The 15,386-nt window shown below is 68.0% G+C and carries 13 protein-coding genes and 5 pseudogenes; 5 read left to right on the forward strand and 13 right to left on the reverse strand.

Annotation, left to right across the window (positions count from 1 at the left end):
* Positions 1-128: 128 nt before the first annotated feature.
* Both ACZ4YY_RS34705 and ACZ4YY_RS34710 read right to left on the reverse strand, forming a co-directional pair.
* A pseudogene (locus tag ACZ4YY_RS34705) lies at positions 129-640 on the reverse strand (sugar nucleotide-binding protein); the annotation flags it as partial.
* Between the two features lie 141 nt (positions 641-781).
* A pseudogene (locus ACZ4YY_RS34710) lies at positions 782-1,688 on the reverse strand (oxidoreductase).
* A 71-nt stretch (positions 1,689-1,759) separates the two neighbouring features.
* On the opposite strand from ACZ4YY_RS34710, the gene ACZ4YY_RS34715 reads away from it, so the two are divergent.
* A complete protein-coding gene (locus ACZ4YY_RS34715) occupies positions 1,760-2,383 on the forward strand; it encodes a TetR/AcrR family transcriptional regulator (RefSeq protein ID WP_468299013.1) in 624 nt (207 codons plus the stop codon).
* Between the two features lie 256 nt (positions 2,384-2,639).
* Here the strand turns inward: ACZ4YY_RS34715 and ACZ4YY_RS34720 are convergent.
* A pseudogene (locus tag ACZ4YY_RS34720) lies at positions 2,640-2,914 on the reverse strand (transposase); the annotation flags it as partial.
* A gap of 287 nt (positions 2,915-3,201) precedes the next feature.
* Between ACZ4YY_RS34720 and ACZ4YY_RS34725 the strand changes: the two are divergent.
* Positions 3,202-3,372: pseudogene (locus ACZ4YY_RS34725) on the forward strand (transposase); the annotation flags it as partial.
* Positions 3,345-3,659, forward strand: coding sequence for a transposase (locus tag ACZ4YY_RS34730; protein WP_468299065.1), 315 nt, complete (start codon positions 3,345-3,347; stop codon positions 3,657-3,659). The pseudogene ACZ4YY_RS34725 and the gene ACZ4YY_RS34730, both read left to right, overlap by 28 nt.
* Positions 3,660-3,758: 99 nt before the next feature.
* On the opposite strand, the gene ACZ4YY_RS34735 is transcribed toward ACZ4YY_RS34730, so the two are convergent.
* The 5 genes from ACZ4YY_RS34735 to ACZ4YY_RS34755 form a co-directional block, all read right to left on the reverse strand.
* Positions 3,759-4,628, reverse strand: coding sequence for an alpha/beta fold hydrolase (locus ACZ4YY_RS34735; RefSeq protein ID WP_468299067.1), 870 nt, complete (start codon positions 4,626-4,628; stop codon positions 3,759-3,761).
* Between the two features lie 814 nt (positions 4,629-5,442).
* Complete coding sequence (locus ACZ4YY_RS34740; protein ID WP_468299015.1) at positions 5,443-5,640, reverse strand: hypothetical protein; 198 nt, start codon at positions 5,638-5,640, stop codon at positions 5,443-5,445.
* Between the two features lie 59 nt (positions 5,641-5,699).
* On the reverse strand, positions 5,700-6,125 hold the full coding sequence (locus tag ACZ4YY_RS34745; RefSeq protein ID WP_468299017.1) for an MBL fold metallo-hydrolase: 426 nt from the start codon (positions 6,123-6,125) through the stop codon (positions 5,700-5,702).
* A complete protein-coding gene (locus tag ACZ4YY_RS34750; protein ID WP_468299068.1) occupies positions 6,052-6,450 on the reverse strand; it encodes an SDR family NAD(P)-dependent oxidoreductase in 399 nt (132 codons plus the stop codon). Before ACZ4YY_RS34750 ends, ACZ4YY_RS34745 begins: the two co-directional genes overlap by 74 nt.
* A gap of 64 nt (positions 6,451-6,514) precedes the next feature.
* A complete protein-coding gene (locus ACZ4YY_RS34755; protein WP_468299019.1) occupies positions 6,515-7,366 on the reverse strand; it encodes an oxidoreductase in 852 nt (283 codons plus the stop codon).
* 186 nt (positions 7,367-7,552) lie between these two features.
* Between ACZ4YY_RS34755 and ACZ4YY_RS34760 the strand changes: the two genes are divergently transcribed.
* A complete protein-coding gene (locus ACZ4YY_RS34760; RefSeq protein WP_468299021.1) occupies positions 7,553-8,551 on the forward strand; it encodes an AraC family transcriptional regulator in 999 nt (332 codons plus the stop codon).
* A 59-nt stretch (positions 8,552-8,610) separates the two neighbouring features.
* Here ACZ4YY_RS34760 and ACZ4YY_RS34765 read toward each other — a convergent pair whose 3' ends face one another.
* From ACZ4YY_RS34765 to ACZ4YY_RS34785, 5 genes and pseudogenes are all read right to left on the reverse strand, one after another.
* Positions 8,611-8,769, reverse strand: a complete 159-nt coding sequence (locus ACZ4YY_RS34765) for a hypothetical protein (RefSeq protein ID WP_468299023.1) — start codon at positions 8,767-8,769, stop codon at positions 8,611-8,613.
* 251 nt (positions 8,770-9,020) lie between these two features.
* Positions 9,021-10,535, reverse strand: a complete 1,515-nt coding sequence (locus ACZ4YY_RS34770; RefSeq protein WP_468299070.1) for a family 43 glycosylhydrolase — start codon at positions 10,533-10,535, stop codon at positions 9,021-9,023.
* A gap of 328 nt (positions 10,536-10,863) precedes the next feature.
* On the reverse strand, positions 10,864-12,288 hold the full coding sequence (locus tag ACZ4YY_RS34775) for a family 43 glycosylhydrolase (RefSeq protein ID WP_468299072.1): 1,425 nt from the start codon (positions 12,286-12,288) through the stop codon (positions 10,864-10,866).
* Between the two features lie 558 nt (positions 12,289-12,846).
* A pseudogene (locus ACZ4YY_RS34780) lies at positions 12,847-13,603 on the reverse strand (IS6 family transposase).
* A gap of 331 nt (positions 13,604-13,934) precedes the next feature.
* Positions 13,935-14,189, reverse strand: coding sequence for a hypothetical protein (locus ACZ4YY_RS34785; protein ID WP_468299025.1), 255 nt, complete (start codon positions 14,187-14,189; stop codon positions 13,935-13,937).
* A gap of 594 nt (positions 14,190-14,783) precedes the next feature.
* On the opposite strand from ACZ4YY_RS34785, the gene ACZ4YY_RS34790 reads away from it, so the two are divergent.
* Positions 14,784-15,290, forward strand: a complete 507-nt coding sequence (locus ACZ4YY_RS34790) for a hypothetical protein (RefSeq protein ID WP_468299027.1) — start codon at positions 14,784-14,786, stop codon at positions 15,288-15,290.
* The last annotated feature ends 96 nt before the right edge of the window (positions 15,291-15,386 follow it).

Below are 15,386 nucleotides of genomic sequence, written 5' to 3' on the forward strand. Positions count from 1 at the left end.
CTTCCGTCTGGCAGAAGCCGCCTTGCGGAGCCACCGACGGCGTCGGGATCCTGTTCCCCACCACGGCACGCGGGGCGACGACGCCGCGCCCACAGGAACGGGAACCGCATGCCTCACACGACCGCCTTGTCGCCGATGATCAGCGACGTGCGGGCGACTACAGCTTCCGTGTGCACGGCGAGGATCCCCGTCTCCGGCGCCGCCTTCGCCGCTCCGTAGGGGGTGATGGGGTCAGGCAGGCACGATTCGTCGTAGTGGACCCGGGCCCCGGAGAACACGGCATCACTGGAAACGTGGACGAGGCGGACACCTTGACTTGCCGCAGTCATTGCGAGCTGGATGGCGGCCTGCGCCATCACGGCCCAGTCGGACCCGCCGCTCGATGCGTTGATGACGAGACGCGGGCTCACCTCGCTCATGACGGCGTCCAGGCGGCTGGCGTCCCGCAGATCGAGGGGGTACCAGGCGGCCTGGCGGCGTCGCCGGGCCTGGTGGCGTACGTCGCTGCCGTGACCTGCTTGGCTGCGGTGGCCTGCCGAATCAGCTCGGTGCCCAGGAAGCCGCTGCCACCGATGATTAAGTGCGTGTGGCAAAGGGAGTCCCTGTTCGATGAGCAGGGGCTTCTTCGTGTGCGGGGCATGACCGCGTCAGTGCCTGTTTCTGATCCCGGGTTTTGAGTAGCTTTGGGACCTTAAGCTGGCGGGGTGTCCGAGGGCACCGGGCAAGCGGGAGAGCGGGTGTGTGCGGGCGGGGGTTTCTTCGCCCATCCGACGGGTCGCACTCAGCCGCGTACGGCCGTCTCAAGCGGGAACCGTGTCCCCGTCAGCTCCTCCGACATCGTCCACAGCCTCTTCGCCGCCTCCGGGTCGCTCGCCGCCGCGCTCCGGCCGACCAGGGTGGGTGCACCGCGCATCTCCTGGAAGCCGTCCGGGCCGACGTAGCTCGCGCCGGGGAGGTCCTGCGTCGCCGCGTACAGGGTGGGCAGCGCGCCCGCCTTGTCGTCCTGGGCCATGAACCGGTTGCCGAGCTTCGTGAAGAGCCGGGACAGCGGGCTCGCCACATGGCTCCCGATATTGGTGGCGGCGTACCTGGGGTGGGCGGCGATGGCGCGGACCGGGGAGCCCGCCTCCGTGAGGCGGCGCTGGAGCCTCCAGGGTGAAGAGGAGGTTCGCGAGCTTCGACTGGGCGTAGGCGCCCATGGAACTGTAGTTCTCCGTCCGGTTCAGGTCGGCGAAGTCGATCACTCCGGTGCCGCCGCGGTGCATGGTCGAGGAGATGGTGACGACCCGGTCGGTGATGTGCGGCAGCAGCAGGTTGGTCAGGGCGAAGTGCCCCAGGTGGTTCGTGCCGAACTGCATCTCGAAGCCGTCCCGCGTGCGCTGCTCCGGCAGCATCATCACACCGGCGTTGTTCAGCAGCAGATGCAGTTCGCCCTGCCAGTCCGCCGCGAACTCCCGTACCGAGGACAGGTCCGCCAGATCGAGGCGGCGGACCTCCGTGCTGCCGTGCACGGTGGCCGCCGCCGCGTGGCCGCGCTCCAAATCCCGTACGGCGAACACGACATGCGCGCCCGCGCGGGCCAGCGCCTCCGCCGCCTTGAGGCCGATACCGCTGTTGGCTCCGGTGACCACGGCCGTGCGGCCCGTGAGGTCAGGGAGGTCGGTCGCGTTCCACGTGTCAGTAGCCATGACCGCAATGTAGACGTCGACAATAATGATGCCAATGACAACAATGCTGGCGCCGTCTACATCCGGATACGATGGTGCCCATGCCGTCCGAGAAATCCGAGAGCCGCGAGACCCGCCCCTACCACCACGGAGACCTCCGCTCCGCCCTGCTCGCGAGCGCGGAGCGCACCCTGCGGGAGAAGGGGGCCGGGGCCCTGTCCCTGCGGGAACTGGCCCGGGACATCGGCGTCAGCCATGCCGCCCCGGGGCGGCACTTCAAGGACAAGCAGGCCCTGCTCAACGCCCTGGCGCTCACCGGCTACGAGCGGCTGACCCGGGCCCTGACCGCCGTCGACGACCCCGCCCTCCCGCTGGAACCGCGACTCGTCACCCTCGCCCGGGCCTATCTCGGCTTCGCCACCGAGAACGCCGAGCTCCTGGAGCTCATGTTCGCCCGCAAGCACGACCCCGACGCCTCCGAGGAGATGGCCGCCGCCGTCGACCGTGCGGTGGGGACGCTGGAGCGGATCATCGCACACGCCCAGAAGCGCGGGGAGATCATCGAGGGGGACCCCACCCACCTCACTCTCGTCGTGGGCGCCACCCTCCAGGGCACCGCCACCCTAGCCGCCAACCACCGGCTCGACACTCAGACCACTCTCGACGGCGTCCCCCAACTGGTGCACCTGATGCTGCACGGCCTCAAGCCCAGGTGAGTTTGCAAAGTCCGGTGCGTTTGGGTGGATCAGCAACTGCCACTGAGCATGGTGATCGCCCATCAAGAGCCCCCACCAGGAACCGTGGCAGCTCCTGCCGCGGCAGTCAGGACCTGGACGACATTCGGATCCGCTGCCTGGGGATCGGAGGACACAGTAGTTGCGGCGCGGGCCGAGGAGATGACGCTGTCCTTGAAGACGTTCAGTCTCGTGCGGCTCCTCGGGAAACAGGCTGGCCGCTGAGGCGGGAGGTCCGGCGGGTGACGCGCCCGGTCATGATGGTGATTGCAGCCCAGGTGATCAGTGATTCCGAGTGCTGGATGAGCCGTTCGTACTCCCGGGCGTGACGGCGGGCATGCATGCTCCAGGCAAGCGACCTCTCCACCACCCAGCGGCGGGGCAGGACGACGAACCCGCTCGCGTCCTTGGACGGCTAACGGTCTTCAGGGTGAGGCCGAGGTGAGTCTTCGCCCAGATCACAAGCTTCCCGGCGTAGGCGGAGTCGGCCCAGGCGATCGTGATTTCGGGGTGCACGCCCACCGAGTCCCGGGACCGGCTGATCGCGGGAGACGCCGGGATCCAGCTCCTGGACCGGGTCCTTGAAGCCACCGTGGAACGCGGCTTGCTCAAGGCCGGCGGCCGTGCGCGCACGGACTCCATGATCGTGCCCACCGCCGCACGGCAGATCAAAGGGCGGGTACGGCTCGGTGAGACGCTGCGTGAGCCTGGCGGGTCCAATCCTCGCCTCTGCCAGCTGGCAGGCCAAGGACGGCGGCTTCTCCCAGGCGGACTTCGTCATCGACTGGGAGAACCGGCAGGTGACCTGCCCCAAGGGCGACACCAGCAGCCGTTGGGCCGAAGACCGCTCTCAGGAGGGGGCAGCCGTGATCCGAGCGCGGTTCCCGCCGGCCGCCTGCCGTCCCTGCAAGAGCCGAGAGCAGTGCACCCGTTCCAACAGCAGATGGGACATGGGCCGTCGGATCCCCTCCGTCCACAAGCGGAGTATGAAGCGATCCAGCAGGCACGGGCCCAGCAAGACACCCAGGAGTGGAAGGAGCAGTACGCGCACCGGGCCGGTGTCGAAGGCACGAGCTGCCAAGGCGTTCGAGCCTTCGGCCTGCGCCAATGCCGGTATCACGGCCTGGCCAAGGCGCGGCTGCAGCATCAGCTCACGGCCACCGCTATGAACTTCCACCGCCTCTACGCCTGGTGGACTGACGCCCCAAGGGCCCTCACCCACACGTCCCATCTGGCAGCCCTGCGGCCGGCTGCGTAGAGCTCGGTGCACTGACATTTCAGCCTGTGCCCCACTGTCAGGCATCAGCGTGCATTCGCGCTCCCAGAAGGCGAGCGGCAGGCGGCGCAGGCAGGGTTCTTACTCAGACCGCCCGGCGAAGAAGTCCGCAAGGGAGGACGCGAGCGCTTCTGGAGCCTCTTCGGCCACGTGGTGCCCGGAGTCGATGCCGTGGCCCCGTACGTCCGGTGCCCACTGCCGCCAGATCTTCACCGGGTCCCCGTACAGGTCCTCGATGTCGTCCCGGAGCGACCACAGGATCAGTGCGGGGCACCGGATCTGTACCCCGGCGGCGCGGTCATCCTCCTCGTGCCGCCGGTCGATGGTGAGGCCAGCCCGGTAGTCCTCCAGCATCGCCCGCACCACATCGGGGTTCCTCATGGCCGCGCGCCACTCGTCGTGGTTCTCCTGTCCCATGCTCTGCGGATCGCCGCGGTACCAGCTGTCCGGATCGGCGTTGATGACCCGCTCAGGTATGTCCGGCTGGGCGAAGAAGAACCAGTGCCACCACTGCGTGGCGAACTCGACCGTGATGCGAGACAGGTGCTCGGTGAGGGGCAAACCGTCGATCAGCGCCACCCGCGAGACCGCGTCGGGATGATCGAGTGCGAGACGCAGCGCGACGCTGCATCCGCGGTCGTGCCCGGCGAGCGCGAACCGGGCATGGCCGAGAGAGCGCATCACCTCGACCACGTCACCGGCGACGGCCCGCTTGGAGTACCCGGCGTGGTCCGCGGTAGGCGTCGGGCCGGTGGAACGGCCGTACCCCCGCAGATCGGGACAGACTACGGTGAAACCGCGCCGGACGAGGAGCGGGGCGACGCGATGCCAGGTCGCGGAAGTCCGGGGATGGCCGTGCAGCAGTACCACCGGCGGCCCTTCCCCGCCGTGGCGAACGAAAATCGATGCCTCATCGACCTGAACCCGCCTGGTCTCAAAGCCCTCGAACAAGGCCCGAACCTCCCGCCCGCGTGATACACCGCCCACGGCACCTACCGGCACAGGGCAACCCTGACTTGCTCACGAGAACCACCGGACCAACAGACAGGCTGCGCAACCTGGCCTCCCTCGCCGACGAGTGCTTAAACCGACACGGTCTTCCTCTTGCCCCCGCGGGCGCCTTGGACACAACCGCCTGATTCGCCAACAGTGTCGCTGGAATGCCGGGGACGGGGCGCCTTGGTGTGCGGGTCAGGCCGTGACGCGTTCGATCTCGATGGCGGGGACGGCCAGGGCCTCCTCTCTCCGCCCCTGGCGTCGGCGTTCCTTGTGAGCTGTCAGGGCAGGCCAATGAAGTGTTCGCAGTCCGGACAGCGCCTCTTGGCGCTCAGTGCGGTGTTACCTGCCGTGGGCTGTGCAGGCTCAAGTTCACTGATCCTTGCCCACCGTCCTGGGGCTGGGTTGGGGATCCATCCCCATGCCGCGTCTTCGGGCGACTCCACATGGGTAGTGGAGCGGAGTATTGGTTGGATCATGATGCACCGCCGCCTCGCTCGCGACAATGAGACGCTCACGGCCAGCTCCGAGGTGATGATCCACATCGCCTCGATCGACAATCTCAGCAAGCGCATAACGGACGAGACCACGCCAACCTGGCGAGGAACCTACTAGGGCATACAGGGCAATGCGCCTAGATCAGATGCCCTCTCAGTGTTCGTGGCACACCTCCAGCCGTAGATCGTGATACGGCGCGCTTTGTTCTCCTGATCTGCCCAAGCCGAGCCTGGTGTAGTGGCCTACAAGCACGAGCTGCGTGGGAAGAGGGTCAGCGCTGCTTGGCCAGGAATGCCTGGAACGCATCCACCCCCGGTCCGGTCAGCGGAGCGCCGTGGCCGAAGCCGACTGCGGTGACGTCAGTGGGAATGCGAGCGGCGCCGGATGCACGGGCGGCGGGCTCGGCGGCGAAGGTGGCTGGCCCGTAGCCAAGGAGGCGGGCGTGGAACACTGCGTCGCCGACCAGCACCGGGCGGGCGGTTCGTGCAGCGGCGCAATGTGGCCGGGGGGAGTGGCCCGGCGTGTGAATCACACGCAAACCGCCGGAACCAGCGATGAGTTCGCCGTCTTCAACCGTCGCATCGGCTTTGAACGGCGTCCATGCGCGGCCGGAAGCTGGTCGAACCACCGGGCTGCCGGGCTGGACCGGCCGTCCGCCGGCACCCGTCCGTCGGCCAGCCACGCTGCGTCGGCGGCATGGATCAAGACGCGGGCACCGGTGTGCTCGCGCAGTGCGGGCGCGCCCCGCACGTGATCGGGGTGCGCATGGGTGAGCACGATCCGGTTCAGATCGGCAGGGTCTCGGCCCGGCTCGGTCATCGTGCGCAGCAGCATATCGACGGCTTTGCCGCTGCCGACGTCGACGAGGGTCAGGCCGTCATCACCGTCGATCAGGTAGGCGTTGTTGGTCTTGGATATGGCGATGTGGATGACGCCGGGAGCAAGGAGTGGCACGGGTTCTCCTCGGTGCGGAGCGGGGTGAGTCACCAGCGCAGTGCGGTGAAGTCGATGGGTCGCGGTGAGAGGTCCGCATGCGGGTGGCCAGGCCGTGCATCCTGCGGGCGATGATCGTCCCCCGTCGGCCACGCAGGTGCGGCAAGACCAGCTGGGTGAGGCGGGCGGCGCCGAAGACGTTGACCTCCCTCCGGCGGCGCGCCTCGTCCATGTGCACGTCCTCGACGGCACCGTAGGAGCCGTGGCCGACGTTGGTGACCAGCACGTCGACCCGGCCGGTTCCGGCGGCGCCGTGGACGATGCAGCCGAGGGCGACCAGCTTGATGGCGACCGCTTCGCCGAGACCCTACGGCGCGCCGGTGACCAGCGCGGTCTTCACGACCGTCACGTCAGTTGTTCGCGGGCACATAGTTCGCGGGCACGCCGGTGGCGCGGCGCATGAACGCGTCGAAGGTGCGGTTGGGCAGCATGTTGTGCAGGAAGATCATGGGCTTGGCACCGAAGCCGACGGCGTAACGCGTCTTGGGCCGGCGTGCCCGGACGGACTTGACGATGGTCTTGGCGATCAAGTCCGGCGACGACATGCGGCGTTGACTGGCCTCCGAACTGAGCGATTCGGCCACGGCGTTGCCCTGCGGGGCGTACGGGCCGGTGCCGGAGACGGCGCGGACCTTCTGCGCGGCGATGCCGCCCCACTCGGACTTGACCCCGCCCGGTTCGATCACCACGACGTCGATCCCGAAGGGCTTGAGCTCCATGCGCAGGCAGTCGCTGAGCGCTTCGAGCGCGAACTTCGTGGCGTGGTACCAGCCTCCCAGCGAGGTGTACATGCGGCCGCCCATCGAGGTGATGTTGACGATGGTTCCCGAGCGCTGCGCCCGCATGTGCGGCAGGACCAGCTGGGTCAGGCGCGCCGCGCCGAACACGTTGACCTCGAACTGTTCCCTGGCCTCCTGCAGGGGTACGTCCTCGACGGCGCCGTAGGAACCGTAGCCGGCGTTGTTGACGAGGACATCGATTCGGCCGTTGTCGGCGATGATCTTCTCGACGCCGTCCCGCATGGAGGTGTCGTCGGTGACGTCCATGGCCAGCAGCTGGATCCCCTGCTTGGTCAGGTGTTGCATGCGCTGCACACGCCGCGCCGCGCCGTAGACGGTGTAGCCGGCCTCGCGCAGCTTGAGTGCGGTGGCCTCGCCGATCCCCGACGAAGCTCCGGTGACGAGTGCGACCTTGGTGGTCATGGTGGCGATCCTTCCGGTGGACGTGGTGACCTTTCGCCGTAAACGCTAGAAATGGATCTGCGGCCTGGCACTAGCGTGGCGCGCCAACCCACTTGCATATGACGCCAGCTCTCGATGGCGCGCTTGGCGAGAGGGGTGGCGCCATCTGTTGGTGACAGGCATGCCGGCGGCCGTTACGCTCCCGTCGTGAGCACCGGACGATTCACCCTGGATCCCAGCGTCAAAGTCCTGCTGAAGGACCTCGGCGTGTCATCCACCCGGGTGCTCCGGCGCGCCCGGCTGCCTGCCGACCTGTTCGGCCGCGGCCCGGTCGACCTCCCCCTCGAGGAGTACTTCCGGCTGTGGGAGGCACTCGACGCCGAGAGCGGCGATCCGGACCTGGCTGTCGCGATCGGCCGGTCGATCTCGGTCGAGATGTTCCACCCGCCGATCTTCGCCGCCCTGTGCAGCCCCGACCTGCGGACCGCAGCAGAGCGCATCGCCACCTACAAGCCCCTCATCGGGCCCCTGCACCTGCGGCTCGACAACGGCGACCAAGGCTTGACGATCAGCTTCCGGTGGCCGCCGGGCACGCCCCCGCCGCCCGTGCTGGCCGCCTCCGAGATGGTGTTCTGGCCCGCTCTGGCCCGGATCGCGACCCGACACGACCTCCGGCCGGTCCGGGCCGTCGATCCCTGGCTCCCTGCCGAGCACGCCGGCCTGGACGACTACCTCGGCGTAGAAGTCCACAAGGGGCAGACGCACGCGATCACCTTCGCGCCCGCCGACGCGAACCGCCCGTTCCTCACCGAGAACGAGCAACTCTGGCGGTTCTTCGCCCCGGAACTCCGCCGACGCCTGTCCGACTTGCAGGCGACGGCCAGCGTCGCCGAGCGGGTGCGGGCCGCGCTGCACGAAACACTTCCCGCCGGCGGCAGCTCCATGACCGCGGTCACCCGTCACCTCGCCGTCAGCAACCGCACCCTGCAACGACAACTGAAGCTCGAAGGGACCAGCTTCCAGGAAATCCTCGCCACGACCCGCGAAAACCTCGCCCGCCACTACCTCGGCAACAGCACCATGCGCATCGCCGAAATCGCCTACCTGCTCGGCTACGACGACACCAACTCCTTCTACCGTGCCTTCCGCACCTGGACCGGAACCACCCCCGACGCCCTCCGAACCGCAGCAGTCGCCCGAGCCTGAACGTCCACCTACTGGGAGCAGGGAGCAGGGAGCAGGGAGCAGGGAGCCAGCCTGGCCTGTCACTCCGCGGGGCTCGCAGCCTCCGGTGCCGGGAGCAGGCGTCGCAGCAAGGACTCCTCCCGCTCGATCAGGATGGCCTCATTGCCGGCGGCGGAACTCGGCAGGGTACGCCACAGAACGAGCTGACCGTGCAGGTCGGTCCACAGGTGGACACCCAAGTCCCGCGCCTCCGCCCGACGGCCGGGGACCACTTCGGCGAGGTAGGCGTCAGCCGTGTCGGTCCACGCCGAGCACGGTCAGGGACGCGCCTTGGGGAAGCACGACTGGCGAGGCCGCCAGGGCTGGGCCGCTCGGGTTCTCCGCCTACGAGCCGTGCGCCGGGGGTGGGCCACCACGCTTTCACGATCTGATTCTCTGTTTCGCGAAGCGCTTGTGGCGTCCACCCGGCGCACGGGCCGCGTCAGGCCGCTCAGGCAGTCGTGGGCACGAGCCGCCACTTCTGGCAGTTGTTGTTCAGCCAGGACCACTGGCGCACGTCGACGCCGTCGCCGGTGCCGCAATTGGCGACGTCGGCGACCTTCCCGGTGCTGACGTTGGTGATCCGGACGTGGTCGCCACCGGTGTAGATCAGGCGGAACTTCTGGCAGTTGTTGTTCAGCCAGGACCACTGCCGGATGTTGGTGCCGTCACCGGTGCCGCAGTTGGCGATGTCGGCGACCTTGCCGGTGGCCACGTTCACCAGTCGGCTGGAGTCGTCGGCCATATCCTCGATGCGCCACTTCTGGCTGGCGCCACCGGTGCAGCTCCACTGGAAGATGTTGGCGCCGTCGGCGGTGCTGCCGCCCTCGACATCGAGGCACTTGCCGCTGTTGCGGTTGACGATGGTGTACGCGGTAGGGGTGGTCGCGGTCTCGCCGGACGGGCCGGCCAGCGTCGTGCCCAGGGCGACCGGGGTACCGAAGTCGGGCGTGCCGTCGGCGTTCCAGGTGAACTTCTGCGCGCGGGTGGTACGGGAGTTGCCGCAGCCGGCGGTGGCTGAGCTGTTGGCGTGGTAGACGATCCAGTTCTCGGTGCCGTCGGGCGAGGTGAAGAAGCCGTTGTGACCCGGACCGTAGACGCTGTTGGCATCACTGCGCTGGAAGACCGGCGTCTGCTTCTTCGTCCAGGAGGCGGGGTTGAGGGGGTCGCTGCCGGTGAGCTCCAGCTGGCCCAGCTTGTAGTCGGGTGTCTGGCAGTCGCTGGCCGAGAAGGTCAGGAAGGTCCGGCCGTCGTGGTAGAGCGGCTCGGGGCCCTCGTTGACGGGGGTGCGGGAGGTCTCCCAGCTCAGGGTGGGACTGGAGATGATCTTGAAGGGGCCGCTGAGTGTGTACGGGTTGCTCATCGGGGCGATGACCAGGCTCTGCGTGCTCCCGTTGATCTTGCCGCTGCCCACCAGGTAGAGCCGGTTGTCGTGCTTGAGAACGGTGGCGTCGATCAGCCAGCCCTGGGCGCCGGCCGGGCCGGGGGTGAGGCTGGCGTCGGTGAGGATGTTCTTGTACGTGTAGGTGCCCATCGGGTCGGTACCCGAACTCTCGAGCACATGGGTGCGCTGGGTGTCGCAGCAGCGGGCGCCGGCCTGCGCGGCGGAGTAGTACAGGTACCACTTGCCGTCGAGGAAGTGGATCTCCGGTGCCCAGATGTTGGCGTTGCGGCCCGCGGTGGTGTCCGACCAGATCTCGACGCTCGGGGCGGTGCTCAGCCCGGCGAGGGTGGGGGACTTCCGCATGAGCAGCTTGTTGGTGAACGTGGTCGTCACCAGGTAGTAGTTGCCGTCGTAGTACTCCAGCCAGGGGTCGGCGCCCTTCTGCGACTTGACCGGGTTGGTGAACGGCTTGCCGTCGGCTGCGGCAGTGGGCTGCGTGACGACGCCCAACAGGGAGGCGATCAGGGACAGCAGGGCTGCCCCGAGCATCGCCCTGCGACGACTCGACCGTTGACGGTTCATGGTGCGGAACACGGATGGTCCTTTCAGCGGCGCCTCGTCCGAGCCACTCTCCCGCTCTGCTCGTTCGAGATCGATCAATGTTCGCTTTTCGGACGGAATAGGATTCGCTGGGTTCGGCATCAAAGGGTCGACTCCGGCGCGTTCGTCGGCCCGCTGCTCGGTGGCCTGTTACCGCTCGTGGGCGGCCTCGGCACCGCCTGCCTCGCCAGTGGTGGCGTCTTCTCACCCTCGTCCTGACCGGTTCTGAAGGCTTTCCCGTCCGGGGCGTGGGGACTCTTCGCGTGCGGCGGTAGGGGCTGCCCGAGGGGTTACCGAACGCCAGCGTGGGTCACTGGGTGTAGAAGGTGGCGTCCGCCCGGGCGGTCGTCGTGCCGGGAGCCTGAACCCGCAGCAGGTAGTTGTAGTGGCGGATGTAGCTGCCCGGCAGGTTGAACGACTCGTACGAGACTCCGGCGGAGTCCGCGAGGCCGGCCCGGGCGATGAAGGAGGCGTCACCGGCGAACAGCGACGTTCCGTCGTTCTTCTCCACCCACACCTCGCTGTTCTTGTGGCGCATGAAGTAGCCGGGGAAGTTCGCCGACTCCAGAGAGACGGTGCCCGTGCCGGCGAGACCGGTGACGACCCGGAACTGCGAGTCGGCCAGCGGGGAGACGTTCGGGTCGATCCTGGCGCGGAACTCCCAGTGCCGGATGAACCGGTCGGGGTAGTTGTAGGAGGAGAGCCGGATCGGGGTCAGGCCGTCGGCGACCGGGATGCCGAAGTCGGGGGTGCCGTCGGCCTTCCAGTAGATCTTCTGCACGCGGGTGCGGCGGTTGGGGTCGTTCAGCGGGGAACCGCTGATGTCCTTGTAGCTGCGGTCGTGGTAGACGAGGATGTCCGACTTGCCGTCCTCGGAGACCGTGAACTGGTTGTGGCCGGGGCCGTACTGGCTGGTGGCGGCGAAGCTCGCGAAGACGGGGTTCGGGGTCTTGGCCCAGGAGGAGGCGTTCAGCAGGTCGGCGGAGGCGGAGGCGGTCAGCAGGCCCATGCAGTAGTTGGCGTCGGTGGCGGCGGCCGAGAAGGTCATGAAGACCTTGCCGTTCCGCTGGATCACGGCCGGACCCTCGTTGACCGTCTGGCCACCGGCGAGTTCCCACGAGGCGGTCGGCCGGCTGATCATGACCGGCGTGCCGGTGATCGTCCATGGGCTGGACATCTGGGCGATGTAGAGGTTGGTGCCGCGGCCGACGGCCGGGTCGTTCTGCGCCCAGGAGAGGTAGCGGGTGCCGTTCACGGCGAAGGTCGTCGCGTCGAGCGAGAAGGTGTTCAGCGGCAGTACGATGCGCCCCTTCACCGTCCAGGTGCCCGTGATCGGGTTCGCGTCCGCGCACTCCAGGACGTAGGGCCGGATCCTCCAGACGTCCCACGAGGCGCCGGCGGCGACGTAGATGTACCACTTGCCGTCGATGAAGTGGATCTCGGGGGCCCAGATGTAGCCGCCCATCTCACCGGTGGTGGGCCTGCTCCAGATGGTCGTCTCCGGGGCGGACGTGAGCCCCTGGATCGTGGTGGCCCGGCGCAGCACGATGCGGTCGTATGCCGGCACGGTGGCGGTGAAGTAGTAGAAGCCGTCGGTGTGCTTGAAGATGTGCGGGTCGGCCCGCTGCTCGGCGATGGTGTTCGTGTAGGTCACACCGGGGGATGCGGGCACGGCGGCGTGGGCGGTGCCGGCCGAGACACCGGTGACGGTGGCGGCGGCCGAGCCGGCGATCATGCCGAGGACCGTCCGGCGGGTGAGCTCAGGTCTCACAGGGTGCTCCCTCTGGTGCTGGCGGTGCGGAGATACCGTCGATGTCGGTATATCGAACGCGGTTCGTGGAATCGGTCAGAAGATAGGTTCTGCGCCTACTCCGGTCAACGCTTCCGTCACATAAAGTCTCCCTATGCACAGCTGCTCAGGCACTTTCGCCCGACCGTCGGCTGCTTGAGAGTCCGTGGTCACCGCTGCGGCAACGTCCTCGACTCTGGCCAGGGAATGGACCGCGGTGGGTCTTCTCCAGCCGGGTGACGGGCTTGACGACCTGCGGACCGACCCGGCGATTGGCTCCGGCGTCCACCGACTCTGACGCCGAGAAGGTGAAGGGCACCCCGACACCCGGCTGTCCTTCTGCCACTTCGACGCGGCCCGCCTCGCAGACCTTGAGAGTGATGTGGTCGTTCTGTAGGGAGGAGAGGCGTGCGATAAGCCGTCAGCAGGGCGTTGTCACGTTGTTGGGTGTGTGGGTGCCTGATGGTGTACCGGGGTGTGGTGGGGCGGGGTGTCGACCTTGGGTCAGGCTGTTGCGGGCTGGCCGGCGGTGCCGGTGATGTGGTCCCAGATGGCGAAGCGGATGGTCATTTCGGCTCGGTAGTCGGGGGCGGTCATCAGATGGCGGCAGGGCCGGAAGTGCGGTGAGACACCGCTGAACGCGGACAGGAACCGCTGCGCCCCTCCAGCGGAGCGGAAGCCCTTCATCGCCCGTTCACGCTGCCTCGTCGGCTGACGGCTGTTCTCCGCCCGGTTGTTCAGCCCTTTGTGCGAGCGGCGCTCGACCGAGGGCATGACCTCGCGGTGAGCGGCGCCGTAGGAGCGGAGCTTGTCCGTGACGACCACCCGCGGCACCGTACGGGTCCTTTTCACCAGACGACGGAAGAATCGCCTGGCCGCGGTCCTGTCCCGCCGGTTCTTGCACCAGGATGTCCAGCACCATGCCGGCCTGGTCGACAGCCCGCCAGAGGCACTTCTGCTCGCCGTTGATCTTGATGAAGACTTCGTCCAGGTGCCACTTGCCACCAGGCCGGGGCCCGCGACGGCGCAGCGAATTGGCGTACCGCTGCCCGAACTTCACTCACCAGCGGCGGATGGTCTCGTAGGAGACGATCACGCCGCACTCAAGCATCAACTCCTCGACCTCACGGAAGCTGAACGGGAACCGGAAGTACAGCCACACGCAGTGGGAGATCACCTCGACCGGGTACCGGTGCCCCTTGTACGACAGCGACGCACTGCCCACGGACGACCCTCCCAGCTTGATCGACCCGAAGATCATCCCACCGGTCAGCCAACGTGACATTACCCGCAGAAGCGGTGTGCTCCGCGGTGCCGTACGTTGCGTGCGCCGACCGCCACAAGGGCCTCCCGGAGCCAGACGGCCGGGGTGCAGCCGGCCCGCGGCATCGGTGTTCCAAGTGCGATGAGCTGGGCTTCGGCGTACTGATGACCCCGCTCCTGGCGGCGGATCTTCTGCGCCGCGCGGTCGGAAGCAAACGAGTTCGCGACTTCCTGTACCTGTTTGCGCTCCAACCCGCGCGTCTATTAGGGCTCTACGGCGCCTCTGCGCGCGGATTCGCCTTCAGACAGCCGGACGGTCTTGCCTTCGACTACCTCAATCCAGCGCTTTGTTCCTCAAATTCACAACTCACGGTGGAGGATGTGGGCGGAAGGCCGCCGCTGGGTGAGGAGGCAGCGCTGGCCTCGGTGATGGTCTTGGTCGTGAACCCGACGCGGTCGACGAACGGCCGGAAGAAACCGGGGGCTGTCGCGACGATCGCGTGGGCGCGGCGCGCGGTGATCGTCTGCGCGCGACGTTCGATGCCTGACACGATGCTGCGCACGGCCTTGTCGACGGTGCACATCCGCCACAGTCCCCGTTCGTTTCCGCCCCACAGGGCGCCGACCTGCCGGATCCGCGTGGATCGCGTCCAGCATCGGCGTTTCGAGGACCCCGCGAACGGGTGGCTCTACTGGCTGGTCCCTCCAGGATCGTCCGCCCAGTGGGCATCGCACTCCCACGCCGTATGCCTGGGCGCTCCACACACGATCACCCTGCCGTCCCTCAACCGCACTGCACCGCCGCGGCCCTACTGGCTCCGGCCGTCAGCGAGCGACCGACTCGTACGACTTGGACCGCTGCACCAGGCGCTCGCGCAGTTCCGTCCCGAGCCGACCCCCCACGCTGCGCTCGCTGCCCAACTCGGGGTGAGCACCTGAGACTCCGTGCTCGCCGGCGACACTCCCCTCGAACGCCAGCGGGCACGGGCCGCCTCCCCTGCCGCCGGAACGGTTCCGGTTCCGGCCACAGGGACCCCTTGCTACCTATTTGCTGCAGCCGCCATACGGGGGAACACCGTGGACAGACCGATAGCGCCGTACGTAATCCCGAGGACGGGGGAGATCACACCGGACGCGCGGGTGATCATCAGCTCAGCCGGCGTCTCGTACGCAGACCCGTGCAGGACGCCCTACAACGCGACCTGGACAACGCGCTGTGGAAGTTATGCGGCGGCACGGCCACGGGCCACCCCGAGTACGCCGCCGAACTCCACCCCGAGCGGCAGAAGGCCGCAATGGAGGACTTCTTGTGCGCGCTGTGCAAGAAGCCGGCCGCCCGCGATGAGCGCGGGATGCTGTGGATTCTCCCGCTCCTGGACGACACGGTGCCGGAGTCCTGGGAAGGCGTGCGTACCGCTATCCCGCCCATGTGCGAGCCGTGCGCGAAGGTGGCACCGAAGGTGTGCCCGCGGCTGCGTGATGGCCATGTGGAGCTCCATGTCGGCGAGGCCGAACAGATCAGTGTCCGCGGGACGCTCTACCCCCGCCCCGGGGAGCAGGGCGAGCCCGACCCTGACGCCCTCGTCCTGTACGACTCGCCCGACCTGCCGTTCGTCGTGGCCCGCCAGGTCGTCCGAGAGCTGCGCCGCACCACCGTCGTCGCCTTCGCCGCGGCAATCCCATGAATCCCTGTCCGGTGGCCAGGTGCCGTCTGACCTTGGCCATCGGACAGGCCGCACGCTCCGCCCGCGCTCACCCCATAGCCCCCCCGGCGCGGGGAC

Source organism: Streptomyces sp. NPDC030143, assembly GCF_055573695.1.

What these genes read in the sequence shown, in the direction of transcription:
- ACZ4YY_RS34730 (WP_468299065.1), top strand. Translation starts at nt 3,345, where the DNA reads ATGGGACATGGGCCGTCGGATCCCCTCCGTCCACAAGCGGAGTATGAA.
- ACZ4YY_RS34785 (WP_468299025.1), bottom strand. Translation starts at nt 14,189, where the DNA reads ATGTGCACCGTCGACAAGGCCGTGCGCAGCATCGTGTCAGGCATCGAA.
- ACZ4YY_RS34775 (WP_468299072.1), bottom strand. Translation starts at nt 12,288, where the DNA reads ATGATCGCCGGCTCGGCCGCCGCCACCGTCACCGGTGTCTCGGCCGGC.
- ACZ4YY_RS34770 (WP_468299070.1), bottom strand. Translation starts at nt 10,535, where the DNA reads ATGAACCGTCAACGGTCGAGTCGTCGCAGGGCGATGCTCGGGGCAGCC.
- ACZ4YY_RS34755 (WP_468299019.1), bottom strand. Translation starts at nt 7,366, where the DNA reads ATGACCACCAAGGTCGCACTCGTCACCGGAGCTTCGTCGGGGATCGGC.
- ACZ4YY_RS34715 (WP_468299013.1), top strand. Translation starts at nt 1,760, where the DNA reads ATGGTGCCCATGCCGTCCGAGAAATCCGAGAGCCGCGAGACCCGCCCC.